Genomic DNA, 24148 nt, shown 5'->3' on the forward strand with positions numbered 1-24148 from the left:
TGGTTTATCCCTGATTGCTGTATAACCCGTATAAATAAGCGATTTTTTTAGGTGGGAGTGCCTCATCACTTAATGACAGGGACTCTGCATCCTTATGGGCAAATAAGGCTGTTGTAAGCGCTAGTTCATGATTTGATGTATTTTCTAACCGATAGACATAGCCCGTGAAACGCTTACCCTGATATTGCTTTTCAAGAGTTACCTTAATGTTTTTTTTAATGTAAAAAGGACTTGGAATAACCCGTTTCTCATTAAATTCTTTGGGAGTCTCCCCTGCTTTCATGGCAGCGATTGCCTCATCTACTTCGCTGGCATCAGGGGTATCCAGTTTCACAAATTTCAATTTTGTTTGAGCGCGAGGCACAAGTCTTAAGGTTTTTCCAACCGATTCATCAGGTGTCAAGGTAAGTGATACGTGATGTCCTTTATCTGTAGTTAGGAACAGGGTAATGGGAACTTGAAAATTGGGCTTTATATACACCGAAGAATCCGTGCTTTCGGGATTATCCATCTCACTTTTATCTACTGTAATAGCATGCTCTGGGTAACTTAATTTAGTGATCGATTCCCCTTCAACAAACACACGATTAAAGTTAATACTCGATAAGGTCAGATTAAACTGCTCTCCTTCTTCAAAAGCGATGATCGAAGGAGCTGTGCTTGCACCAACAATTCCTGAGCACAAACAACTTATAAGAAAAATGGTTTTTTTAGCTTTATCATAAATTGAGTTAGTCATGGTGTATCTCCTGAATGGACACAAGATTTAAAAGGCCTGATTGATGTGAAAACTGAACTCGATACATTTTGTGTTGTGGCTTTAATTGAAGTCCATGGCTTGTGCGATACAACTGCCCTTCGATTTGACCTTGGTTTTTAGTGACATCCACCGATACTTTTTCAGCGTAAAATACTGAGCTTACGTTTTTGTCATGTACTGTTTTTCGCTCGGCATCCAATAGTTTGGAAAACGATTCCTGGTATTTCGCTGGAATCAGATGAGACAGCATGGTGTAGCGTGCATCAATGGTTTCAGGGTTGTAGGTCAGGCGTAAGTCGGCTGCTTTCTGCGTCATTTCTTTCAGGTACTCGGGTGAATAGCCTTTATCACCAATGCTAAACTCAGAACCAGTGCACACTGGAAGCCAGTGAACCTGCTTATGCAGTAAGGTATAAAAATTTAAGGCACAAAGAACAATAACTGCAAACGTACTCGATAGCGCCCAAATCAGCGTCAGCTTGAATAACAGTCTGTTTTTTGCAATCGCATTATCACGAAATGAAGTATCCATTAAATCACCTGATATAAATTCGGTTGGCAGAATCGGGCAAAGCTCGAAATAAAAGGGACGTTAACCGGTGAGGCAGCGACCAGTATACGATGGCAAACAGACTCCGAAGAGGCAGTCCGCCATACTTGATATGCATCGCAACGCTTAGGGCTGCGCCTATCATAAAAAGCTGATAGGCAAGTCCTGTTAAAAGCCCAATTCCCGTGAGTAAAAAAATGGGCAGGCCTGTGGTAACAGGAATACCCGCAATTTTGGGCTCATCAGAGAGCATAAAGGTTTGGTAATTGCGAGCCATTATTTCAATGCCCAGTGAGTAAACACCATCAATACCGGAACACCCGCAAGGACTGCGATATTTTTGGTTTTGATGTAGGCATAAGCCCCTGCAAGCCCTTCTGCTAACAAAAGAAAATAAGGGAGATCTGAATCCGCTCCAAAGGTTGCCTTTACTTCCTCTTTTAATCCAGAAAGCCGATTCTCAGCAGCGAAACAAGAGTCAGGCATCAAACACAACAGTGCCAAACCAATCATTAAAAAAGGGAGCAGCTGCCTGGCATACAGATATCCTTTAATGCTCAAATCGTTCATTGCTGTTCTATAGTTCATCACATTCTCCTTTTTTGGTTAAAAAAATCCCCTGAGCCCCAATTTGTGCTCATTTTTTATTCTTTTTATTTAATGAATCGTGTTTTTGTGGTTTTATAAAGAGCGTTTATCCATTCATGGTTACTCCTTTATCGAGCATGCTTTGACTTAATAGGTGGTTGTTCTTTTTAAGTTCAACTAAAATTTGTGTCAGTAGGTGATTTGCAGAATCCAGTTTTTTGAACAAAGCCACATACTCAACTGCTTTGGCTACGTCAGGAACCTCCTTATCCATTGATAGCAAAAGCGTAAAAAGCGCTCCACCGGAAAGAATGTGTTTAAAATATTCGACATCCTGTTCATCATTTTCAGTTGAAACGGCAGTCAGATTCTGATTAATCTTAAAGTTGTTTTCAGGCAGTGTTGTGGGCTCTGCGTGAATAACTCCAGTCACAACGATGAGAGTCATCGACAGCATGAGTGTTTTAATCGGGTTCATTAAGAGCTCCTTTTATTTTTGTTATGAACTTAAGCCTTTAAACTTAGTCCGATGTTTGGTCTGTTTCTGGCATGTCGATGTTCTCAAGTTCACTTTTCATCACAATGACTCGTGCAAGATAGGGTTTTACCTTCGGTGATAAATGTGTACAGTAGCTTCTTACATTGCTGATTGCTTTTAATTCATTGTATCCATAAGCCATAGAAACAACTGCTCTGTCTTTTTTATGATGCTGCAATTGCGCTCCTGCTGATTCCAGGTAGGCTGCAGCAATTGCGACATCTCCAGAACATAAATCGGAGTTGTTTTCTTCGGCAATCTGGTTTAGTTGATAAGACGTCTCAAAAATTCGTCTTTCTAAATCGTAGTGATTCGAACTGGTTGCAACAGCACAGGGTGAACCCAGTGCGGTGATGATAAGTCCTGCTATTACATTGATTCTCATTACTATTCCCTCTTTAACTAATTATTGTTTTTTTAAATCCTATGCGCTTTTTTTCATGAAGCTCTAATCAGGCTGCATCAAAAAATGCCCGCTAATGTTTTTACCAGACCTTGTTCCAGTGCTGGTCTTGCCTCTGCAAAACTCAGATTGACTTTATCGGCATTGGATACCACCCGCGTTCTATAGCGTTGGTAATCACTGTGTTTGCTCAATGTCTGGGTGGTTCCAGATGCAGTGCCATTTTGAAGGTTGGAATTAAACTGTTCATGAACGGCACCCTTTCCAACGCGCTCAGAAATTTGTACATCGGTAATCATCGTGTAATTCACTGCCTTGACTAGAGAATCTGCAGCCAAACCAATAATTCCTCCACCAATACCTGCACCAATCATGGTGCTTGAATGACCGCTTAATGCACCCAGTGCAGTTCCTGTTGCAGCCCCCGCCAATGCACTGCCATACCCGCCACCTAGCGCAGACTGACTTGCAGACACGCTCATTTTTCCAACCTTTAAAATATTGGCTTGTAGCAGGTAATGGGCTTTGGATGGATTTCCAACCACTTTATAGCCATGTTCTTCTAATGCCTGCTTTAGTGACTTATCAATGGATAATGACTCTTGAGAAGTATTCTTAATTGTGATGTAAATCGTTTTTTGACTTTGAGCCACAGGATCAAGAAAAATCGTTTGGCTGAGTTTTGTATCTGTTTCTAAGTTACGATGTTCAATTACTGTTGATGTAGCAGCACAGCTCACCAACAGGGCAAAAGATCCAGTTAAAGCTAAAGTGGTAATTGCCTTTTGTATCTGGTTAATGCATGGTTTCATTTTATTCCCTTAACTCGTTAGTATGATGATTTGATTGGTTAATGAGTCTGTACGCCACGCTCTTCCTTCCACTTACCAGGCTTATTTAAAAACAGAGATTGTTCATTTTTAATTTTTTGATGTATTTCCTGACGATGAATAATTACATCTTGTGGTGCATCGAACCCTAAGCGGACTTGATTCCCTTTAACACCGAGCACGGTGATATAAATGTCATCATTGATTAGTACGGTTTCGCCTATTCTACGTGTAAGTATTAACATGCTGTGTTCCTTTTATTGGTTAGTGAATTGAATATTCTTTTTTTTGTGAATCAATTTCGAATCGAAGCGCTTCGCATGCCAATCGTGCCTCCATCGCAATGTGCCAGAAATCGCATTCAGGGATTTCCTGATAGGCCAGAGCCAATGACTCGGAGCAGGCGTTTAAAAGACAGTACAGCTCTTCCTTTGTAAACAGTTTTAAACATGGAATTTGTTTCATCATGCAACTCCCAATAACTGGCGAATTTTCGCAAGGTGTGTTGTTGCAATGTCCTTTGATTGAGGCAAAGCGCACAAGACCTTCTCTTTAATTTCCGGGATCTGGTGTCCTTGTCTCATTAAATGACATACCTGTTCATAGGCTTCTTTAAATACTGCAAAAGAATGGCCTTCATTATCAATTTCCAGAAATTTAAGCCCCAGTCTTTTAGCAGTAAATTTAACCACTGCATGACTCCAGTTTGGGTTCGTTGAATAAGCGCTGTTTAATACCTCCCTATGCGCCTGGGCAGCAGAAGGCAGTCGCAAATCACTATAAAAGCCAAGACACAAAGCTCGAAACTGCAGGCAATTGGGTGGAAATTCACAAAACTTGTCGCCTTTATTCAAAGCCATTAATCGTTCCACACCACTGTCTAATGCTTTTGGAGTTAAATCTTTAAGTGCGGCAAACCAAACTCCCGTATCTTTCACTCCATGCTTACTGATAAAAAGTTGCCCGTATATTGCGGTCAGCTTCATCCAGAGGCTGGACAAGTGTTCCTTCGATAAATGCACCGGAGTTGAGTTCACTGTCCTGGGTGTCCCAGAGTGAGTCGATTGAAATGCCATGATGTTCGCTGACTCGTTCAAGTGCTGTTTGGTTAAGAGTGCTTTGATTGGTACCACGCTCATTGTGATGACTCCTTAATTGTCCTTGTGCCTTTTGTTGTTTGTTTTGGGTATATTGGGAATCTCTTTCCAACCAGTTAATGAATACTGGATTAAAATCAGCCCATTGAGTGTTGTGTTTTTTGTTATGTTTTATGAATGCCTGAATTTCTTTTAAATCGGTGACTTTGGTGAGTCCCATGGAAAATGCCATTTCGATGGTTTTTGGGTTTGGATAAAAGTCGTCATGAATTTGTTTTTTGCTGCAACAAAAATCATTATTCGCAGTTTGAGTTTGTTTGTTTGAGTTAGTTATATTAAATATTTTAATATTCTTTGCAGGACTTTTGAGTGTGTTAGCTTCTCTGTTAACTTCTATGTTAGATTGTACCTCCAACTTTCCTTCTATATCAGAATCCATAAGGGATTTAGGTGAATTAAGATCTGTGTTAACTTCTTTCTTTCTAATCAATTGATTATAGATCTGAGGAGCCTCAGGGAACATAAATTTTAAATTTTGCCCTTCAGTTATAACTTTAAAGTATTCACCACACTCATGTTCTATAGACTTTATGAAATTTCTGATGGTTTGCTTGGATGGAATACCACTGTTGATTCGACCTGGAGCGGATTTAATCTCCAAGGCTTTTGATAGATCACGATAACTAATATCAGATACAATGCCTGTAAGAGGATTTGCAAGATTTAATAGCTCATAAATAATTAATCTAGGACCATAGGGCAATAATTGAAACTTTTTTTCTATTTGTTTCCTAGCATTAATGTATAACTCAACATCCAACTTCATCAACAAGTCCTTTTATTTACATAATTTATTTAGATAAGAGTATCAGTTTATGGTAAAAATTACAATGATATTTTTACCATAAAGGTAAATTTATAATGCTTTATCACACCTAGAATGCTATAACGCATTGTATTTTGATGTTTTTTAAACTATTTTTTTGGTAAATTCTTACGAAGATTTATTAACCATTTTGGTATATCATAGAATAAACATGTATCTGACTGAATTATTTAAATATGAGCAATCCTGTAATAGACAATGTTTCATCCCCCGAGTCTCGGGGCAAAAGAATAAGATTCATACGCGAGCATCTTCTGTCTTTTACACGAGAAGATTTTTGTCGCGATTCTAATTTTACTGCTCAATCATTAAAGGGATGGGAATTGGCTTGGGGAGGGGGTTTATCCCAACAGGGGGCTGTAAAAATCGTTAAGCGATCTAAAGAGTTAAATATTTATTGCACAGAGTCATGGTTAATGCATGGCATTGGTAAAAATGCCACAAGAATCACAAAAGATTTAGATATCCAAGAGGGTGACGAAAGCCACATAGCTAAAGAATTACTACTATTCAGAGAACTACAAAACTCTATTGACACTGTCATAAAAGATGATGGCATGATACCTTTCTTATACCCTGGCAATTATGTTGGCGGTATAATAGTCAACAATATTGAGAGTGCCATTGGCAAAGATTGTATTATTATTGCGGACAATGATGAAGTATTCGTTAGGATCTTAAAGCATGGAGAAGAACCAGCTCGCTATGACTTAGTTTGTTTAAATGAAAAAACCACATTAGTGAAAAAAGAAATAAAAAATACCGCTATTAAATTTGCTGCCCCAATTGTATGGATCCGCAGAATATTTCGAGAAAGTAATTAATGAAAGCTTACAAAAAAGATATTTTGCCACATCAAGAATTTTATATAGTCAGATTTACTAAAAGCTCCAGCCTACCTTATGCTCTTTTCATTCATGGTGGTCCTGGCCTTAATTGTGGAACCATAGAGTATCTTATTGAGCATCATAATTTATTTAATCCTCTGCAGTGCAATATTATTCTATATGATCAACGAAATTGCGGTAAATCTAATAAAATTAAAAAGCTAGTACTACAGCAAGATAATATAATTGATTTGCAAAAAATAATTCTATACCTTGCTGACCATTTTAATCTTAACATCAATGCATTGATTGGACATAGTTATGGTGCAAAACTTCTTTTTGATTACTACAAAAGTTATGAGTCTACCATCCCTGGCGTTTTTGTTTCTACCGCTAAATCAATACTAACGCCTCGTTTGAATAATTTAATGCTTGACCTATCCTATTTGAAAAAAAGTAATTTAGACCTATATAACAAAATATTAAAAGAAATTAATAATCTTGATCTTAATAAAATCTGGGAACTATCAGAACAATTAACTCCAGTTTTCCAAGAAAATAAAGACAGGCCTTATCTGTATTGGGCCAATTTAGAATATTATAATTTGGTCCAAGATATTCAAAAGCATATCAATTTACCATTAAATACAAACACGTTTATCAGTGTAAGAAAAGATCTTTATTCAAAAGAGGCGAATTTTTCTGTTAATATTGATGAGCTTAAAATCCGCAAATTATGGATAAATGGTTTTCATGATTTTGTCATTAACGGACACCAAATAGTATTGTCAAACAATCATGAAATTATAACTTTCAATAAATCTTCCCACTACCCACATCTAGAAGAGAATGATCGTTTTAGTGAGCTTTTAAATGAATTTATTAAGTAGCTCTAAGGCCATCATATTATTATTTTCTATACTGATATCCACTGTTGTTTACGCACAATCTAAAATTAAAATATGTTTAACCGGAAGAGTTGTTGAAAATTTAAAATCATATGGCCAGTCTTTTTTAAATGCGGCATATCTTGCCAAAGAAGAAAATGATCCTGCTAATAAAGTTGAAATCAAGAGTTATTTTTATAATAACAGACCATTGGAGCCAATGCATATTTATAATCAAATGGTAAATGACTCCTGCTCCGCAATTATTGGGTTTGAATATCTTTCCGACTTGTTATTAGCTGTAAAAGAACAGAAAAATGACACCATACCTATTTTTACTTCTTACGCTAGCACCACTAACTCTGATCAATTACCCAAGAATATTTTTATCTTTATGCCCAGCTATAATTACCAAGCTGATAAAATGATGAGCTACTTACAAGATCGTTATAAAAATATAAACAACGTGTTACTTATAACGGAAATTAACCGTGATGAGATGCTAAAGTATAAGGAAGTGTACTCCAGCACTCTAAAAAAAGAACACATACAATATTCTACATTCGATTTTCTAGAAAATGACAGCGATATAGAGGGAAAACTGAAGAAATTTTTGAATGAGCGAAAATATCAATACGTTTTTTTATTGTCAGGTGCAATAGCATCAGCAAAAATTGCCAATATTATGAATAACCATTGTACTGTTTTTATTGGCACAGAAAACTTTGGTTCTTCAGTCAGTCAAACATTTTTTATGCGACTAAATGATAAAGTCATTCGTTCTCATTTTATCCGTAATTTGGATTTTATACAGCCCTATGATGCTTTAACCAGATTTGAAAATATTTATGTTCAAAAATACCATGAAAAACCCACTGTATTGGCAGTATACACTTATGATTCAATGAAGATCATTTTAAAAGCATTGGATAGAACCGGTATCGTCAATACAAATAGCATATTAAATACTAATTATACAGGAATTACTGGAGCTTATTTAAAAAACGGTCAATTTTATCGATCGACCAATTACGTTATTTTATCAGTTAATAGCAATGGATATGCTTATGAAAAATAAAAGCTCTTCAATCAAAGCAATTTTTATCAAGAAAATGGCATATTCTGCTCTAATCCAATTTATTATTTTTGGATTTATACTCATGCTTGCAAAAGATTATTTTCATAATCAGATGAGTGTTTTTTCCAGAAATTTAATTATTAATGACTCATTTACCACTGATGAAATTGGTAGGTATCAGCTGCTTAATAATAAGGATGCTCTTGATTTAGTACTATACAATTTAGGTAATGAACGCAAACTAGACTCAATAAAATTTGTTCCTTTAAAAAATAAAATAGAAGATGTAGGTACTTGCGAAGAAAACAGCAAAAGCAATTACCTTCTATGCAAAAAAGATAATGGGCAAATTTCTGGTATAACATTAATTAAAAATGATGAAAAGATATTGGGCTCGGTGGTTGCAAGTAAGCAATATAATTCCATCTATACTTTGCCAGTATCCTATGGTCTTTTGTTAATTTTATTGATCGTACTTGGAATATTTCTTTTTAATTTCTTATTTTTATTCCTTTCCATGAGAAAGAAAATAGCAAACAATACCGAATACTTGCTCGATTTCATTTCATCACATCAAACTAATAATGCTGTTGATTTTGCAAAAGTTGAAATTAATGAATACAGACAAATTGCTAATAAATTTATTGATGAACATCGACAAATAATCAATTTACAGAAAGAAAAAGCCTATTACGAGGTAAGAAAAAATATTGCTGAGCTTGTTGCTCACGATATTCGATCACCATTAGCGGCAATAAATACCGCAGTAGCTGATGTAACATCAATTCCTGAAAATAAACGCATTATGATCAGAAATGCAGCTAAAAGAATCAATGATATTGCTAATAACCTACTCATACAATCAAAAAATAATTTGCTTGACTGTAAGAGTAGCGAAATAAATATGAATAATTCTCCAGAATTAATATTTGTTGTTTTAGATAATATCGTTGCAGAAAAAAGATATGAATATTACGGAACCAACATTCAAATCAACTTACTTGGGTCGGACTACTCATATAATTGTTTTTCTAACATACACCCTGATTCTTTTAAGCGTGTTCTATCCAATCTCATTAATAATGGTATTGAAGCAGTTAATTCTAATGGCTCTATTATTATCTCTCTAACCTGCAATGCTACCCATGTCGAAATTATTATAGAAGATAATGGCTGCGGCATTCCTCGCGATATCTTGCCAAAGGTTACGGAGCAAGGATTTAGCTTTAATAAGAAAACTGGTGCTGGTTTTGGCTTATCTTATGCTAAACAATATTTAGAGCAAATCAATGGTTCAATGCATATTCACTCCGAAGAAAAAGTTGGAACAAAAATTCAGATCACTCTAATTCGGTCTACCCCTCCTAGCTGGTTCTGTGATTCAATGAATATTAGGCATGGTACTAATATTGTCGTATTAGATGACGATATATCCATCCATGATGCATGGAATGAACGGTTTTCAAATATTTCACACGTTAAAATGTTTCATTTTTATAACGCGATCGACTTATTACAGTATAAAGTTGATCCAGAAATCCCAGTATTATATTTAGTAGATTATGAGCTGCTCGCTGATGTTAAAAATGGTTTAGATGTGATTGAAGAGCTTAATTTAAATGGCAAAGCTATTTTAGTTACCAGTTGCTTTGAAGATATTGCTATACGAAATCGGTGCGAAAATATTGGTGTAAAAATCATACCAAAATCTTATGTACCCTATATTAAAATTATTGAAACTCCAAAGAAAGAACATATAAATACGGTTGTTTTTATTGATGACGATGAAATGATGCGAATGACTTGGATCTTTGCTGCTGAAGAGGCTGGACAATGTATTTCAACTTATTCTTCATTTGATGAGTTCATAAATGAAATAAATAATTATGGTGAGAATACTCTTATTTATATTGATTCAGATCTAGGAAACAATGTTAGAGGCGAGGATTGTGCAAAACTCCTTTTTGATAAGGGCTTTATTGATGTTCATCTTGCCACTGGCCATTCAAGAGATCGATTTAGCCAAATGCCATGGATTAAATCCATTGTTGGTAAAGAACCACCTTTTCGATTTGCACACGGGAATTTAACATGAACTCAACGGATAAAGATAAATTAAAACACGATTTTTTAAACTCAATTGTTATCATCAACAGCATGACAAAATCGGCTTCGAGTTTCATTAATACAATTTCACAGTCAATGGAGACCAGCGATATTAATCAAAAACAGATGGAAAAATTTTTATATTCCATGAGCACTATTCGTGAGCAGACTGTAAAGATTGAAAATTATTTTCTATCTCTTTTGAATGAATAATTCTGCCAAATTATCTCTCTGCTAGATATGAGGAATATGAAACCACCCTTCCCCAATTTATAGAATCAGTTAAATGATCTTTGGTAATACTGTAGTAGTAATTGTTATCTAGCTTTTTCGCATCAAATAAATAGTTAATCCACTCACTTATTGGTTTTTTATATTCTTTTTCTGATAACAAGAATAATATTTTCTCTTTTTTTGCAACAGCGGCTATAGTCTGTTTGGGTAGTTCATATCCCTGCATTAAATCTAATTGATCAGATAGCTCTTTTACATGTCTAATGATAAGCCATGTAGGTTTGGCATCTTTATCAAGAAATAAAACACTCCCTGAATTATCAACTAGATAATATTCAACAGCCTGTGCTTGCAGTAAAACACTGGCAAATAATTGTTGATATAATTCATTACCAAATAAATCACTAATGGAGTTTTCATACGCATTAACTATATTCTTTGTTAACTCTCTAAAATAGCGCTGAGTTAGGTCATCGACAGCTAATGTAATTTCTGGATATAGATTTTCGCTTGTCTTGAGTATAAATTTATCAATTAAACCGTTATTGAACGCGCTGATCGCTGTATCTTTATCTGCTTCTGCCGTTAGCATAATTTTAAAGATTTTTTTCTCTTTAATTTTTTTGCAAAATTCAATTCCATTAATAACGGGCATTTGATAATCCACTACTAACAGTGGGGCATGCTCAAACCTTGCTTTATCATAAATCAGGTTTAACATTTTACTAACATCAAAGCCAATAACCCGATCATTAGTAGTATCTAGATTAACATCATTCATCAATTTGAAAATTGATTGGGTAACATCCTGACTATCATTATCAATCAGATGAAAAGCCATATCTGAGCTTGTAAGTGTCAGTATATTAAATTTTTCGCCAAATTCTAAATCTAACGCATCCAAAAATGCACGGTTATCATCTAAAAAAATGACTTTTATCGGATGATAAAAACAGGTAGGTCTTGCATCAATAATAGTCATATAGTAATTCCTCTACGTTACAGCTTTAATTGCATCACACCCATGATAAATCGCCAATATTTCAGACTCCTAATTTATACTGTATTGTTCCATTATCATTGCTGTTAAGGAAAATTAAACTAACATGGATGTCGCTTTGTATAATAAATGATTATTCAAATTTTTTCCTCCTCAATTTTATATTTTGTCACTTAAGTTGTAGTTGTTTATATTTTGCGATTAAGTTTGAATACTTTTCCTGTTAATTTTTTTTCTCTCAAACGTTTGTTAATTTGTAATCACCATAATTTGCTTTAAAATTTGCCGCCTCATAAATCTACACCATTCCATAACCCCCATGTGAATTACAGAATATTGTTTATTTTTATTGTTTATAATCAATAAGTTACTAAAATTATCCCCCGGGGACAATTTATGAAACCGATAATTCCTAGTAGAAGTCTCGTAAAATTAAAAGCGCTTGTTGAAACAGAGACAGGATCGAATTTAATAAAAAATTCAACAGTCCAAAAACAAAAAACATCATCCTAAAGATAATTAAGATTATCATAAAATTAGAATGCAACCCTATTAATTAATATTTGTAGATAATTAATTCGTCACACATTTAGTATAGGTTGATTACTTTAATATTTAAAAAACAACAAGCTTTGCTTAAATCAGGAATAAATTTCTTAGATCTATAAATGAGTTAAATAAATACTGCGAGAGAAAAGATCTTATCGTTAAATGGATTATTGAAAAATGTTAAGCGATAAACCTATTTAACTTGATAATAGATACATAGTTATAAAAACTAATTTATCCATTCAAGTAGAGAAGCTAATCTCAGCTCCAACAACACCAGCGATCAATATTCGTTAAAAAAATATAATCTTCGCTATGGACAAAGACAAATAAGCAACCATCCATAATCTTTTATAAAACATAAAGATAGTGTAATGTCCGCATCAACTTTTAAGGAGTAGCTGAGTTTTAAGGATGGGTAAAGCGATAAAAGTGATTATCACGCAAGAGCAAAAACAAACACTTCTAAAACTAAGAGGCTCGCGAACGGGAAAAAATATAGGGGAGCGAGCGTATTATGTTTTACTGTCCTCATCAGGCAAAAGTATAGGTGAAATCTCAGCGCAATTGAGTCGTAATCCACACACGGTGAGATGTTGGATAAAACGTTATTTACATTTTGGCATTTCAGGATTAATAGATAAAAATTCAAGCGGTCGACCGAATCAATTGAGAGAAAAAGTCAAGGAAGAGCTCAACCAATTGCTAAGTGTATCGCCCAAGGAGTACGGTTACCAACAGTCTGGATGGCAAATTAATCTTCAATTAGATCAATTGACTAAAACGGTTGGCTCTGTGAGTGCGACAACAGTAAAGCGAGCACTTCATGAGCATGGATGGGTATATAAACGCTATTCTAAAAAGCCCCCACTGAATGCGCCGAGTAAAGAAGATAAAGCAGCTTATATTGAAAAAATGGTTGCATCGCTAAGTAAACAAAAGTTAGAGCATGAAATAGAAATATTATTTGCAGATGAGTCTCACTTCTCAAACGAACCCTATGTAGAGAGAGGTTGGTTTAAACGTGGCGAAAAAAAACCCGTCCACACCAACAAAATGAGAGAAAGTAAAACATTATTTGGTGCTCTGAGTTTAAGCTCACAAGCTTTTTATTGGAAACAAGCCGAAAGAGGAACTCTAAGATATTTATTCAATTTCTACATCAATTACATAAAAGCTAAACCCAACAAAAAGATAGTGATGATTATTGATAATGGCTCTATTCATCGCAGCAAAAAGGTTTCAAAATTTGTGAAAAAACACGAATGGGTGGAGTTATTTTTTTTACCACCATATTCACCTGAATATAATCCAATTGAGCTATTTTGGAAGTGGTTGAAGAGGAAAATATATGGTGCGAATGGATTTACTTGTATTGAGCAATTGATTGCTCGTATTAGAAAATTTATCTGGCATTACAATGAAAATAAATTTGCTTGACCCTATTCAATTTGAGTTTAACGCATATCGGGAGTTGTTATAAATGTTTTTGGATGGTTACTTATAATAGATTTAACTCAATACGTGGACCCTTATTACGGGCATATATAGCTGAATAACCAAGATACTTAGCAAGAATTAATCACAAACTAACACCGCTACAAAGTAGCAATTGGTATGATTATTTAATCGCAAATGAAGTTATTCTGTTACAACTAGAAATGAAATCTAGAATATGGAAATAACATTCGTTTATATCTATTCCCGAATTTATTCTATTATCAAAGTTAATCAATGTGCGACTTATTCGAGCAAACGCAAAAAGTATAGTGTGGTACTATCCAGTTAAACATATCTTATTGCAGGGTAGAGATTTAATACAAAAGATAAGTATACCCAAACAAACATCAGGATAATCTTTTACTGAGATTCGCAATACCACTTGCCACTCCGAATTTTCAAAGTTTCTAGAGCAAAAGATCCAGCCGCCTAAAATCTAGCATTCATTGCATTAGGTAGATTATGGATAAAAGTTAAAATCTCTCCCATAAATCTACACCATTATCATATAACTACACCACAATACCCCATAAAGCTACACATATGATTAAAAAACCTTTTGAACCCCATATTACTACACAGAAAAACTCATAAACCTACACTATCACTCCCAAATAGATACACAATTATCCTTTCATAAATCATTTAAAATCAATTAGTTACTGTGTTTTATATAAGGAATCTATGAATAGAAGAAAAAAGATATATATTTTTCTTTTTTATAAATTTAAAAGAATAGTACAAATTACCGCTTGCAAATTCATTTCAAAGAAGATAGCCTAATAACAAATAGTACAAAACACCTTATTGTAAGAAGGGGGATGGATGAAAGTAATTACAACAGCCGGAAACAAAGGAGGGATTGGCAAATCAACTATTGCACTCACTCTTGCACAATATCTAGCTAAATGTAAAAACATGAAAGGGGCATTTATTGATTTAGACCCACAAGGTAATTCTTCATCTAGCCTAATTCCAACTACCAGAGATCCTGCTCACCCAACGGGTTATATGCCTAAAGCGCATCCAGAGTGGGATCCTAATAACTTACCAGAAGATGATCCACATTGGGATGGTGTTAGTAGTATTGCAGATATATTCATAGGTAAATCTATTTATCCATACCCAACATGGGTTGACAATTTACATTGTTTCCCTTCTTTTGCTTCATTACTGGAAGATGCACAACGTGTTCTAAAAGTTGATGTAAAAGAAAAAGTTATAAATCGTCTTAAAGAATTTACCGAAATGCTGTCAACCCACAGTGATTACCAATTTGTTATTATTGATACGAATCCACAGTTTGGCCCACTAACAATGGCAGGGTTGCGAGCAGCAACTCATGGACTATTGCCAACCGAACTAGAACAATATGGTATTAATGGAACCATAGGTATGATCCAAGCAATTTCACAAGAGCAACTTAGAAGAGTAAAAGATGACACAATCAAAATAGCGGGAATTTTACCTAACCAAGTTCGTAAAACAGCAGTACATACTAAGTTCCTTAATGACTTGCGTTCGATAGAGAAATCAGAAGAATGGTTGTTACCTCCGATCGCCCAAAGAACTATTTATTCAGAATTGGTAGTAGAAGATGCAAAACCTAATTGTGTATTTAATCTACCGCAAACACATCTAGCTAGAATTGAGAGTGAAAAATGGTGTTCTTATGTATATGACAGGGTATTTCATAATGTATACAACAAAATAGAAGAAAAGGAGGCTTCTTATGGTTAGTAAATTCAAACTAAATCCAGTCAAAACCGGAGAGACAAAGGAAGCCATATCAAGAACACTGGCGATTGCCAATGATTATGCTGGGGAACTGTCAATAGAAGTATTATCCTTAGATAAAATAGAACTTGATCCAGAAAACAATCGTGAACTAGCACTAACTCTTCATGATGCTATGAATGGAATAGATCCTTCTGATCCTGACTATGCAAAAAAGAAAAATGATTGGAAGTCACTTGAGTCATTAGCAAAAACTATACTAGATGATCAGTTAATTAACCCCATATTTGTATACAGGTTTGGGAACAAATGTCGTTTAATCGCTGGTGAACGTAGAACCTTGGCCTCAGCGATTGCTGGTAAAAAGGAAATTATAGCAAGAATTGCAAGTCAACGACCTGTTGGTACAAAGTTAAGAGTTCTACAGTGGATTGAGAATAATGAGCGTGTTGACTTATCTCTGGCTGAAAGAGTTGCGAGCATTGAGGCTATTGTTAAGGAATATTTAAACGAAAATAAAGGAAAAAATGATAACGAGAAAATAACATCAAAAGTTTTAAGTGACTTAACAGGAATGTCCATAACACAATCTCGAAGATATATTCTGATTCTGCAAGCTAGCCCAGACATAAAACAAGCGATTGTTGAAGGAAAAATAGAGAATATAAAGTTAATTGAATTAATTATTTCAGTTGAAAATGCAGAACATCAACAAGTTCTTTTAAAGGCTGCCATAGAAAATCTATCCTTTGAAGCAATTGTTAAGCTAAAAAAAGAACTCGAATTTTCATTAGTTACAAAAAAAGAAATAAGAGGACGTAAACAATTAAATGTTAGTTTAGGTAAGGTAAAACCCAATATTGCCAAAATTATCTTTGATGCCTTAGTTTCAAGCAACATTCTACACGAGAGCATCGTCGAGCAAATGAATATGTTAAGCAATAATGTCCAATGGAATAATGGTAAATCAGTTGAGGAGTGCTTTAAAAAAATAATTCCTCTAATTGCTCAGGAAGTGTGATTAAAATGAATAAACTGAAACTCAATAATAATGAAGACGATAAGAAAATTATTACATTTACTATTAATAAAGAAATTAAAGAGTCACTCAGAGAAATTCTGTTAAATTCTGAAAAATATAATTTAAAAAAGAAAACTGATTGGGTAAACGAAGCCATCATAATGTTAAAGGAAAATCCTGATTACAAAGAAATGGTACTCAATGCAGAAGGGAATAGTGAAAATTTTGTATTTGATAAAATTTACATGACATTTAAGCAACGATGTTTTTTTTCTGATATGAGAAGTGAAGTTGTAAAGGAATATCCTGATATAAGAGGCCCTCAAACTGCCATAATACGCGCTGCTATTTTGAGTAGAATGATGAGGAAAAAATAAGAAAAAAGGCCAAACGGAATGGGTAATGTTCGCTGAAAAAACAATACGTAAACATGTAACAATTATTCATGCATACTCTTTAATGAGTGTATTGCAACGGAAAATTGTCAATGTGCTTTTGTATGAAGCAATAAAAGGAGATGGCCGCATAAATAACCATCAAAATTCGGTCGCTGTCGAATGCAATATGCCTTTTTCTAAGCTGTTAAAAGCAGTTAAGTTCAATAGTAATAATACCCAATATCTAAAAGAGTCCATTGATGGGTTGGCATCATTAAAAATAGAATGGAATTTATTGAAAGATAAGGTACCTACAGATATCTCTTTTTTAAATTTACGAGTTTTACATGGTGCACCTACGTTCTATCAGGATAATACCATCAATTTTTCTTTTCATAAAATCATGCTTGATTTACTAGTTAATCCATCTATATACGGTACTATTGACATTGATCTGCAATCTGAATTTGAATCGAAATATGGTCATGCTCTTTATGAAAATAGTACACGGTTTATTAACTTACAAAAAAATAAAATTATTTCGTTAGATACATTTAGAAAAATTTTAGGAGTTCCTGAAGATAAATATCCAAGTATGCGGGAACTTACAAGAAATGTCATTTCGCCTTCATTAGAAGAGGTTAATGATCGAGCTAATTTTGCTGTTAGTTTGGATCCAATAAGAGTTGGTAGAAAAATTACTGGATTTGAGGTGTTAGTCCAGAATAAAAAAAATACAATAAAATCAGAAGTCAGCTGTATTGATTATGAAAATGAGAAGATGCATAAAGAAATAAAAGTAACTTTTGGTATATTAAATGAGTCTATATTAGAAAATATTATAAATAACTACTCAGAAGAATATATTCAAGAGAAGATTAACTATACCAAGAAATATGCAAAAAAAGAGCGCACAGGTTTTTATCCAATTCCATATTTTATTAGTGCTTTAAAATATGATTATAAATTCAAGGAAGAATCTAAGCCAGACGGTTCTCAAGAAAAAGAATCTAATGAACAAATTGAGTGGGAAAAGAAATTATTCGCTTTACAGGCAGAGCTTAATCATTGGGAAAAACTATCAGGTTATACTAAAGCTGGAGATAATCAAGAGCATGTTAAAAACATGCAGAAATTTGTTCTGGAAACCCGGGAAAAATTAAAGCAACATTATTTAGAGAAGCCCATTAAAATGGAGGCGGTTTAATATGAAATTTCCTGCCTTTGAACCAATTAATCTAAAAAATGACATACAATCCTTGGAAGCAATTGATCTGTGTTTATCAAAAATTTATCCAGATCAAAATCAGGCTAGAAAGTTTTTTAGCGATGCTTCACTAGAAGAACTGGCCTCGTCAATTCGACAGCATGGGATTATACAGCCTATTCTTGTCAAAGAAAGAGATCATAATAGGAATGAATATCAAATTATTGCGGGTGAACGGCGTTGGCGTGCAGCTAAAATAGTAGGATTAGAAAAAATCCCTGCAATCATCAGAAAATATAATAAAGCAAACGGGATGGCAGTTTCTTTAATTGAAAACATTCAAAGAGAAGATTTAAACCCATTGGAAGAAGCACAAGCTATACAGCGGTTAATAGAAGAGTGTTACATGACGCATGGTGAAGTTGCTGAAACTTTAGGTAGATCGCGAACAACAGTTACTAATCTTCTTAGATTGCTTACTCTCACGGATGAAGTAAAAGAAATGTTAAAAATGGGATTACTAGAAATGGGGCATGCCAGAGCTTTATTAAGTTTGTCGAGTATACAACAAGCAGAAACAGCAAAAATAATTATCAATAAGTCTTTATCCGTTAGGGAAACTGAAAAATTGGTTCAGCGCTTAAATATGCCAGAAGATAAACAAGAGTTTTTTCTAGATCCCCAATTTGAACAAAAAACGAAAGATTGGATGGCACAATTATCGAAAAAACTTTCATCCAAAGTTAACATGCATTTTAATGATGGAGGAAAAGGTAGGGTGGTGATAAGTTTTGACTCTTTAGAGGAAGCAGATTGGTTAATGGCCCATCTTAAGGTGGAAGGGTAGGGCTATTTTTTTATTCACAAAATTAGTGGATAACTATGTGGAAAAATTAGAAGATGTTTGCCCTCGAGTCTGTAGTTATAATTTTACTGGTATACTGGAAAAAAATGACCTCCAAATTTTACCTTCAAGAGACGATTGGACTACGGCGAATGGTAAAGTGTGGCAAGAGCTCAGCTTCTTTCTAATCACTATTAGAGCGCTCTTAAATCGGTCTGATTATTTAATGATCACTTTTCTTTTTAGAAATTAAAAAAATAAGTCAAGTTGGAATGCTTTTGTATGAGATAAGTTGTTTTGAACAGTCGTGGAACAATTATTTTGACTCAACTCGGATCTTGGTTTTTCCTTCCTTTTGGCATGGGTTTTATTAGCATATTTTTGTGATACTAAAAGAAACAGCAGATTGTGAAGGGAAAAAATATTTTCACTATACAAAATTTTAAGTCGATAATTATGCTGATAACGGATTTTTATCATGATTAAGAATTGAGCAAACGCATTTGTGTACGTTGAAAAATCCAATATTCTTCTTTGTCCCAACTTGGATTTTATTCGTCCGTTAATAGCGGTGATTGTCCAATCATCTAGTAAATCTTTCTCTAAACGAAGTACATAATAGCGTTTGTCTTTTTCAAAGCGTGCCTCATGGTAGACTTCATTGTAGGTAAAATCCAAATAGTGTAACCAAGGTAAAGTAATAAACCATGGTGTCATTTAGAAAATAGCCAAGTTAGCAATACGTTTCAGGCGATCAGGGTTGTCTTCAACATAAATTGCGGTGGTGACAATGTTGGCATGACCTGCAAGACGAGAGACTGCTTTAATATCAGCGCCTTGCTCAATTAAGCGGGTAATGAAAGTACGTCGACCAGAATGGGAGCTTGCCCCAATGATTCCTGCCTTATCATAGAGTGACTTGAACCATTTTTGCAAACTATTGGGTGTAAAGCGACTTTTACGTTGGGTCTGAAATAAGGGTTTGTCTCGTGCAACAGGTTTTAGGGTATCGAGATGAGCTTGGAGTGCTTTACGGATTTTTTCATTGGCAAGATAAGCGTAACGCTGCTTTTCACCTTTGGTCATTGAGCGCTTCAAACAAATCTCTTCAGTCAATTGATAGTTGTAATCGGCTACATCTGCAATAGTGAGAGAGGCGATTTCTTTCACTCGCAATCCAAGTCCAAAAGAACAATACACAAGGGCACTATTTCTTATAGCGAATTGCCCATCTTTGGCAACAATAAGCAGTCGCTTAAACTCTGCTTCACTTAAGACTCTGGCCTTTCCTTCTTTTGGCATAAAAGACTCAATATTTTCCTGTTATAATGGTATTCTAAATAAATCAGGCTGTCTTGGCAAAAGCAAAAATAAAATTGTGGTTTATAGTAGAGCTTTAGTATGAATACACTCATCGATGCAGCAATAAAATATCTTTCCAATCATTATTGCAGTGAAAAAGAGCTCATAAGGCAATTAGAGAGGGATTTTTCGCATGTACCCGAGTTAGATGCTCAGATTCATGCAACCATAGCTCGCCTTCGGGAATTACATTTAATTAATGATAATCGTTTGGCTGAATCATTAAGTGCCCGTTATATCCATAAAGGAAACCGTTTTATTCAACAAATATTAAAACAAAAGGGCGTTAAAGAAGAGGTGATTGAGCAAATCTTAGAACATATTGAACTGGAAGAAGTTCGCGCCCTAGATGAAGCTCGGAAAAAAATGCGTGGATTTAAAAATGATACAGATGAGACGATAAATACAAAATTGGCTCGTTTCTTAAGTGGCCGAGGTTTTTCCCATGCTACGATAAAAACCGTACTTAAACAGTTAAGTGAAGAACAGACTACTTAAAGTTTTAGATAGTGTAGTGGATGAGTACAACAATCATTTGCATCCTTAAGAAAAGAACACAGTAAATTAAACTCTGAATGAAATGATAAACTTACAACGCATCATGATTATTGGTCGACCAGGAAGTGGCAAATCCACTTTTTCTGTTAAGTTGCAAAAGAGTCTAAATATTCCCTTGTTCCATTTAGACAAATATTTTTTTATTGCCGATTGGGTGCCACGAGAATATGAGGATTTTTTGTCACTCCAAAAAGAATTAGTTGCTAATCCTTGCTGGATTATTGATGGTAATTCCAGTAAATCATTCGAGATACGTTATCGCGAAGCCGACATGTGCTTGTACTTTAATTTACCCAAATGGCTATGTTATTGGCGGGTATTTAAACGCTTGTTTTATAAGGCTTCAGAAATCGATGATAGAGCCGCTGGTTGCAATGAAACGGTACGATGGTCGCTATTAAGTTATATGTGGAACTATGAACAACGGATTAACCCTTTATTAAATGCTTTAAAGAACCAATATCCAAAAGTGAAATTCATTGAGCTGCGTAGTCCATATGATGTGGCGCACTTGATGCGTGTGCTTACACATAAAGAAGAGTACAGTATTGTGACAGGATTTTAATAAATGATGCCGACGAATATGATGATACTCTTGATGGGTATTGCAGGTACCGGTAAAAAAACCATAGGCGAGGCAATTACAACACTGGCTTCTCAGTTTCGATTAGCGCATCACCATGCTTGGATCGATCCGGTTCTAAAACTTCTAGGTAACGATGATCAAGTATTTTGGTCTCTTGATGATAAAGGATGGGCAGCGCTTAACAAGGCCCGAGATGTGATTTTTGATACGATGACTGAGGTTTGTTCTAAAGAAACGAGCTTTGTTATTACCTATGAGCTCTTAGCGAATAATTCTTGGCATCAGGAGTTTTTTAATCAAGTACAAGCCGTTGCTCAAAAACGGGAAGCTATGTTTGTTCCTATCCGATTGATTTGTAATGGTGCAGAGCTTGTTAAACGCTTAAAATATTCAGATCGAAAAGGCTATTTTAAAACACAGGATGAGGCACTCATTACAAAAAGACTGTTTGAAGAAGACGTTTATTTTAGCAAAGAGCCGTATGAAATGACTCTAGATGTTAGCTGTCTTTCAGCAGAGGAGTCAGCGCGTCGTATTTTGGATTGGACTTCCTTAGTTTATGGGAGTAAAAATCAGAATCTTGAATTTAAACCATTGGGTCAAAGAGATTTGAACTTAATGACCCAATGGTTTGCAGAGCCTACGGTAAAACAAGGATACGCACGAAATCAACAGTTTTCTTTGGAAGATATTAGTGCAAAGTACTCACCCCGAATTGAAGGCATTGAGTGTATCCCCAGTTTTATTATTTATTTAAATCAAAAACCAATTGGTTTTATTCAATATTACTGTCTTTCCGACCATTTACCCGAAGGAATTTCAGGACATAATGCTTCCTTGTTTGACGAGGCAACACCTGAACAATTGGCTGGTATCGACCTTTTTATTGCAGAGCCATCGTTTCGTGGAGTAGGGTTGGGCAGACAAATTATAAGGCGTTTTATTGCCGAACAACTCTCCAAATTTAAAGCCGTTGTGGTTGATCCACAAATTGGAAACGAGCAAGCCATTGCGTGCTATCAAAAGGCTGGTTTTCTTCCCACGCAATACAGTGAAGACGCTAATTACCTACTCATGATAAACATGCTTTCTTATAGAGGCTCCTATGAATATTCTTGAAACTTCCCGTCTGATTTTACGTACTTGGAGAGAAGCTGATCTTGATCCTATGTCACTTATTGATCAAGATAAAAAGGTATGCCAATTTTTACCCGGAATAGGGAACAGGAGTGCTACAAAAGCAGGCATTGAGCGGATGATTGCACATGATAAAGAGAAGGGATTTTCTTTGTATGCTGTTGAACTAAAAAATACTGGAGAAATGATAGGATTTTTAGGGTTAATGACCCCTTCTTTTGAAGCGCACTTTACCCCTGCTGTTGAAATTGGCTGGAGACTTTCCTCAACGCATTGGAATCAGGGTTATGCTACGGAGGGAGCAAAAGCGGTTTTGCATTATGCATTTACCTCTTTAAATCTTCCCGAAGTAGTTTCATTTACAGCAGTGAATAATCTAGCTTCAAGACGTGTTATGGAAAAAATTGGTTTACAACATAATACAAAGGATGATTTTGATCATCCCAAATTGGAGCACAATAGTCCATTGAAACGACATGTGCTTTATCGATTATCCAGAGCTGATTATCTGAACAGTAAGAGTATCCAAAAATGATTTGGGAGACCACATTAAAAAAAATTACGGATGAAACGGCAAATCGTGCTGCTAATAAGTGGGTAAAAAACCCTACCCATCTTAAGCTTATCAATAATCAAATTAACTGTGTTTATCGATTTGAATCTAAGAACCAAGGCTTTTACCTTCGCATGACGCATGAAAAAATACGAAAAGCTCATGAACTTTTGAGTGCCATTGATTTTCAGAAGCATTTATATTTGCATCAGGTTCCTATTTGTGAACCGGTTGTATCCCAAGAAGGAAATGATGTCGAAACGGTACACCAAGATGATTTGGAATTTTTTGTTCATGTTTGCCGTGAGGTGCCAGGGCAAATCATGAATTTTGATTATCCAGATAAAAAAGCTTATCTAACATGGGGCCGTGCCCTAGGTCTATTGCATCAAGCCTCGCAAAGTTATGTTGCATCGGAACATCATTTTTTAACTTGGGAAGATTTGTGGCGTGAAACTTGGGATTATGCGCGTCAAGAAGAGGCTCTGATCCAGGATTTATACCAAACCATCACGACACGCTTCAAAACTTTTTCAATCAACTCAGCACATTTTGGCCTAACCCATGGGGACCATCGTCCTGGCAATGTGCTTTATGATGGTGAGAGCGTTCATCTGATTGATTTTGATGAGCCAGTTTATCATTGGTATCTTGCCGATATCGCTAAACCTTTTTTGGACTTATGCAATAAGCCATGGCCTCTCTGGAAACCCCTGTTTGAATGGTTTATAGAAGGGTATAGGCAAATCCGGCCATTGAGTTCAGACGAATTAAAAGAAATGAATCATTTTTCGCAAATGAAAAGCTTGGATATCTACCTTTGGTGTAAATACAACTGGTTTGAAGAAACAGCGCCAGGAGGAAAGCCACGCAATGAGTGGCTTCATGACTTAAAAACTATGGCATTAACGCCTTTGTTTTATGTACCATAAT

General features: G+C 35.1%; 29 protein-coding genes. 15 read left to right on the forward strand and 14 right to left on the reverse strand.

Annotated features, from left to right (window positions below; genetic code table 11):
- Positions 1 to 4: 4 nt before the first annotated feature.
- The 11 genes from traK to ACN4Z1_RS04675 all read right to left on the reverse strand — a co-directional run bounded on the left by traK (position 5) and on the right by ACN4Z1_RS04675 (position 5592).
- Positions 5 to 739, reverse strand: a complete 735-nt coding sequence (traK, locus tag ACN4Z1_RS04625; RefSeq protein WP_021460418.1) for a type-F conjugative transfer system secretin TraK — start codon at positions 737 to 739, stop codon at positions 5 to 7.
- On the reverse strand, positions 732 to 1292 hold the full coding sequence (locus tag ACN4Z1_RS04630) for a TraE/TraK family type IV conjugative transfer system protein (RefSeq protein WP_021460417.1): 561 nt from the start codon (positions 1290 to 1292) through the stop codon (positions 732 to 734). The genes traK and ACN4Z1_RS04630 overlap by 8 nt, the downstream gene beginning before the upstream one ends.
- Before the next feature lie 4 nt (positions 1293 to 1296).
- Entirely contained in the window at positions 1297 to 1587 is a 291-nt protein-coding gene (gene traL, locus ACN4Z1_RS04635; protein ID WP_021460416.1) for a type IV conjugative transfer system protein TraL, read from the reverse strand.
- Positions 1587 to 1898, reverse strand: coding sequence for a type IV conjugative transfer system pilin TraA (locus tag ACN4Z1_RS04640; RefSeq protein WP_014845152.1), 312 nt, complete (start codon positions 1896 to 1898; stop codon positions 1587 to 1589). The genes traL and ACN4Z1_RS04640 overlap by 1 nt, the downstream gene beginning before the upstream one ends.
- A gap of 106 nt (positions 1899 to 2004) precedes the next feature.
- A complete protein-coding gene (locus tag ACN4Z1_RS04645; protein ID WP_021460415.1) occupies positions 2005 to 2376 on the reverse strand; it encodes a hypothetical protein in 372 nt (123 codons plus the stop codon).
- A gap of 43 nt (positions 2377 to 2419) precedes the next feature.
- On the reverse strand, positions 2420 to 2821 hold the full coding sequence (locus tag ACN4Z1_RS04650; RefSeq protein WP_021460414.1) for a hypothetical protein: 402 nt from the start codon (positions 2819 to 2821) through the stop codon (positions 2420 to 2422).
- A 77-nt stretch (positions 2822 to 2898) separates the two neighbouring features.
- Positions 2899 to 3651 carry a complement resistance protein TraT gene (locus ACN4Z1_RS04655; protein WP_021460413.1) on the reverse strand — a complete coding sequence of 251 codons (753 nt, stop codon included), beginning with the start codon at positions 3649 to 3651 and terminating at the stop codon, positions 2899 to 2901.
- Positions 3652 to 3689: 38 nt separating this feature from the next.
- A complete protein-coding gene (gene csrA / locus ACN4Z1_RS04660; protein ID WP_042238390.1) occupies positions 3690 to 3914 on the reverse strand; it encodes a carbon storage regulator CsrA in 225 nt (74 codons plus the stop codon).
- 19 nt (positions 3915 to 3933) lie between these two features.
- A complete protein-coding gene (locus tag ACN4Z1_RS04665; RefSeq protein WP_014845157.1) occupies positions 3934 to 4137 on the reverse strand; it encodes a hypothetical protein in 204 nt (67 codons plus the stop codon).
- A complete protein-coding gene (locus ACN4Z1_RS04670; protein WP_237758679.1) occupies positions 4134 to 4607 on the reverse strand; it encodes a hypothetical protein in 474 nt (157 codons plus the stop codon). The genes ACN4Z1_RS04665 and ACN4Z1_RS04670 overlap by 4 nt, the downstream gene beginning before the upstream one ends.
- A 7-nt stretch (positions 4608 to 4614) precedes the next feature.
- Positions 4615 to 5592, reverse strand: a complete 978-nt coding sequence (locus ACN4Z1_RS04675) for a hypothetical protein (protein WP_021582609.1) — start codon at positions 5590 to 5592, stop codon at positions 4615 to 4617.
- A 383-nt stretch (positions 5593 to 5975) separates the two neighbouring features.
- On the opposite strand from ACN4Z1_RS04675, the gene ACN4Z1_RS04680 reads away from it, so the two are divergent.
- From ACN4Z1_RS04680 to ACN4Z1_RS04695, 4 genes are read left to right on the forward strand one after another with little or no spacing between them, the layout of a single operon-like run.
- On the forward strand, positions 5976 to 6476 hold the full coding sequence (locus tag ACN4Z1_RS04680) for a hypothetical protein (protein ID WP_242605400.1): 501 nt from the start codon (positions 5976 to 5978) through the stop codon (positions 6474 to 6476).
- Positions 6476 to 7369, forward strand: a complete 894-nt coding sequence (locus tag ACN4Z1_RS04685) for an alpha/beta fold hydrolase (RefSeq protein ID WP_021460407.1) — start codon at positions 6476 to 6478, stop codon at positions 7367 to 7369. Before ACN4Z1_RS04680 ends, ACN4Z1_RS04685 begins: the two co-directional genes overlap by 1 nt.
- The gene (locus tag ACN4Z1_RS04690; protein ID WP_021582607.1) at positions 7353 to 8444 is read left to right on the forward strand and encodes an ABC transporter substrate-binding protein; all 1092 of its coding nucleotides are present in this window, start codon (positions 7353 to 7355) and stop codon (positions 8442 to 8444) included. Before ACN4Z1_RS04685 ends, ACN4Z1_RS04690 begins: the two co-directional genes overlap by 17 nt.
- A complete protein-coding gene (locus ACN4Z1_RS04695; protein ID WP_021460564.1) occupies positions 8434 to 10539 on the forward strand; it encodes a sensor histidine kinase in 2106 nt (701 codons plus the stop codon). The genes ACN4Z1_RS04690 and ACN4Z1_RS04695 overlap by 11 nt, the downstream gene beginning before the upstream one ends.
- Positions 10540 to 10773: 234 nt before the next feature.
- On the opposite strand, the gene ACN4Z1_RS04700 is transcribed toward ACN4Z1_RS04695, so the two are convergent.
- On the reverse strand, positions 10774 to 11766 hold the full coding sequence (locus ACN4Z1_RS04700; protein WP_021460566.1) for a response regulator: 993 nt from the start codon (positions 11764 to 11766) through the stop codon (positions 10774 to 10776).
- Between the two features lie 981 nt (positions 11767 to 12747).
- On the opposite strand from ACN4Z1_RS04700, the gene ACN4Z1_RS04705 reads away from it, so the two are divergent.
- From ACN4Z1_RS04705 to ACN4Z1_RS04730, 6 genes are all read left to right on the forward strand, one after another.
- On the forward strand, positions 12748 to 13773 hold the full coding sequence (locus ACN4Z1_RS04705; protein WP_021460567.1) for an IS630 family transposase: 1026 nt from the start codon (positions 12748 to 12750) through the stop codon (positions 13771 to 13773).
- Between the two features lie 885 nt (positions 13774 to 14658).
- Positions 14659 to 15573 carry a ParA family protein gene (locus tag ACN4Z1_RS04710; RefSeq protein WP_010655313.1) on the forward strand — a complete coding sequence of 305 codons (915 nt, stop codon included), beginning with the start codon at positions 14659 to 14661 and terminating at the stop codon, positions 15571 to 15573.
- Entirely contained in the window at positions 15566 to 16591 is a 1026-nt protein-coding gene (locus ACN4Z1_RS04715; RefSeq protein ID WP_021582606.1) for a ParB/RepB/Spo0J family partition protein, read from the forward strand. Before ACN4Z1_RS04710 ends, ACN4Z1_RS04715 begins: the two co-directional genes overlap by 8 nt.
- Positions 16592 to 16596: 5 nt before the next feature.
- Complete coding sequence (locus tag ACN4Z1_RS04720) at positions 16597 to 16968, forward strand: hypothetical protein (RefSeq protein ID WP_021582605.1); 372 nt, start codon at positions 16597 to 16599, stop codon at positions 16966 to 16968.
- 25 nt (positions 16969 to 16993) lie between these two features.
- Positions 16994 to 18175: a replication initiation protein gene (locus tag ACN4Z1_RS04725; RefSeq protein ID WP_021582604.1), complete on the forward strand. Its 1182-nt coding sequence runs from the start codon at positions 16994 to 16996 to the stop codon at positions 18173 to 18175.
- A 1-nt stretch (position 18176) separates the two neighbouring features.
- Positions 18177 to 19022, forward strand: a complete 846-nt coding sequence (locus tag ACN4Z1_RS04730; RefSeq protein WP_021460571.1) for a ParB/RepB/Spo0J family partition protein — start codon at positions 18177 to 18179, stop codon at positions 19020 to 19022.
- A gap of 246 nt (positions 19023 to 19268) precedes the next feature.
- Here ACN4Z1_RS04730 and ACN4Z1_RS04735 read toward each other — a convergent pair whose 3' ends face one another.
- On the reverse strand, positions 19269 to 19736 hold the full coding sequence (locus tag ACN4Z1_RS04735) for a hypothetical protein (RefSeq protein WP_021460573.1): 468 nt from the start codon (positions 19734 to 19736) through the stop codon (positions 19269 to 19271).
- Complete coding sequence (locus tag ACN4Z1_RS04740) at positions 19737 to 20321, reverse strand: tyrosine-type recombinase/integrase (RefSeq protein WP_021460574.1); 585 nt, start codon at positions 20319 to 20321, stop codon at positions 19737 to 19739.
- 99 nt (positions 20322 to 20420) lie between these two features.
- Here ACN4Z1_RS04740 and ACN4Z1_RS04745 point away from each other — a divergent pair, with 99 nt between their 5' ends.
- From ACN4Z1_RS04745 to ACN4Z1_RS04765, 5 genes are all read left to right on the forward strand, one after another.
- The gene (locus tag ACN4Z1_RS04745; RefSeq protein ID WP_021460575.1) at positions 20421 to 20879 is read left to right on the forward strand and encodes a regulatory protein RecX; all 459 of its coding nucleotides are present in this window, start codon (positions 20421 to 20423) and stop codon (positions 20877 to 20879) included.
- 82 nt (positions 20880 to 20961) lie between these two features.
- Complete coding sequence (locus ACN4Z1_RS04750; RefSeq protein WP_025520183.1) at positions 20962 to 21504, forward strand: DNA topology modulation protein; 543 nt, start codon at positions 20962 to 20964, stop codon at positions 21502 to 21504.
- 3 nt (positions 21505 to 21507) lie between these two features.
- Positions 21508 to 22644 carry a GNAT family N-acetyltransferase gene (locus tag ACN4Z1_RS04755; RefSeq protein WP_021460591.1) on the forward strand — a complete coding sequence of 379 codons (1137 nt, stop codon included), beginning with the start codon at positions 21508 to 21510 and terminating at the stop codon, positions 22642 to 22644.
- Positions 22631 to 23197, forward strand: a complete 567-nt coding sequence (locus ACN4Z1_RS04760) for a GNAT family N-acetyltransferase (protein WP_021460592.1) — start codon at positions 22631 to 22633, stop codon at positions 23195 to 23197. Before ACN4Z1_RS04755 ends, ACN4Z1_RS04760 begins: the two co-directional genes overlap by 14 nt.
- Complete coding sequence (locus ACN4Z1_RS04765) at positions 23194 to 24147, forward strand: phosphotransferase enzyme family protein (RefSeq protein ID WP_021582668.1); 954 nt, start codon at positions 23194 to 23196, stop codon at positions 24145 to 24147. Before ACN4Z1_RS04760 ends, ACN4Z1_RS04765 begins: the two co-directional genes overlap by 4 nt.
- Position 24148: the final 1 nt, after the last annotated feature.

This window comes from Legionella sp. ST3F1, assembly GCF_048553315.1.
Classification (GTDB): Bacteria; Pseudomonadota; Gammaproteobacteria; order Legionellales; family Legionellaceae; genus Tatlockia; species Tatlockia donaldsonii.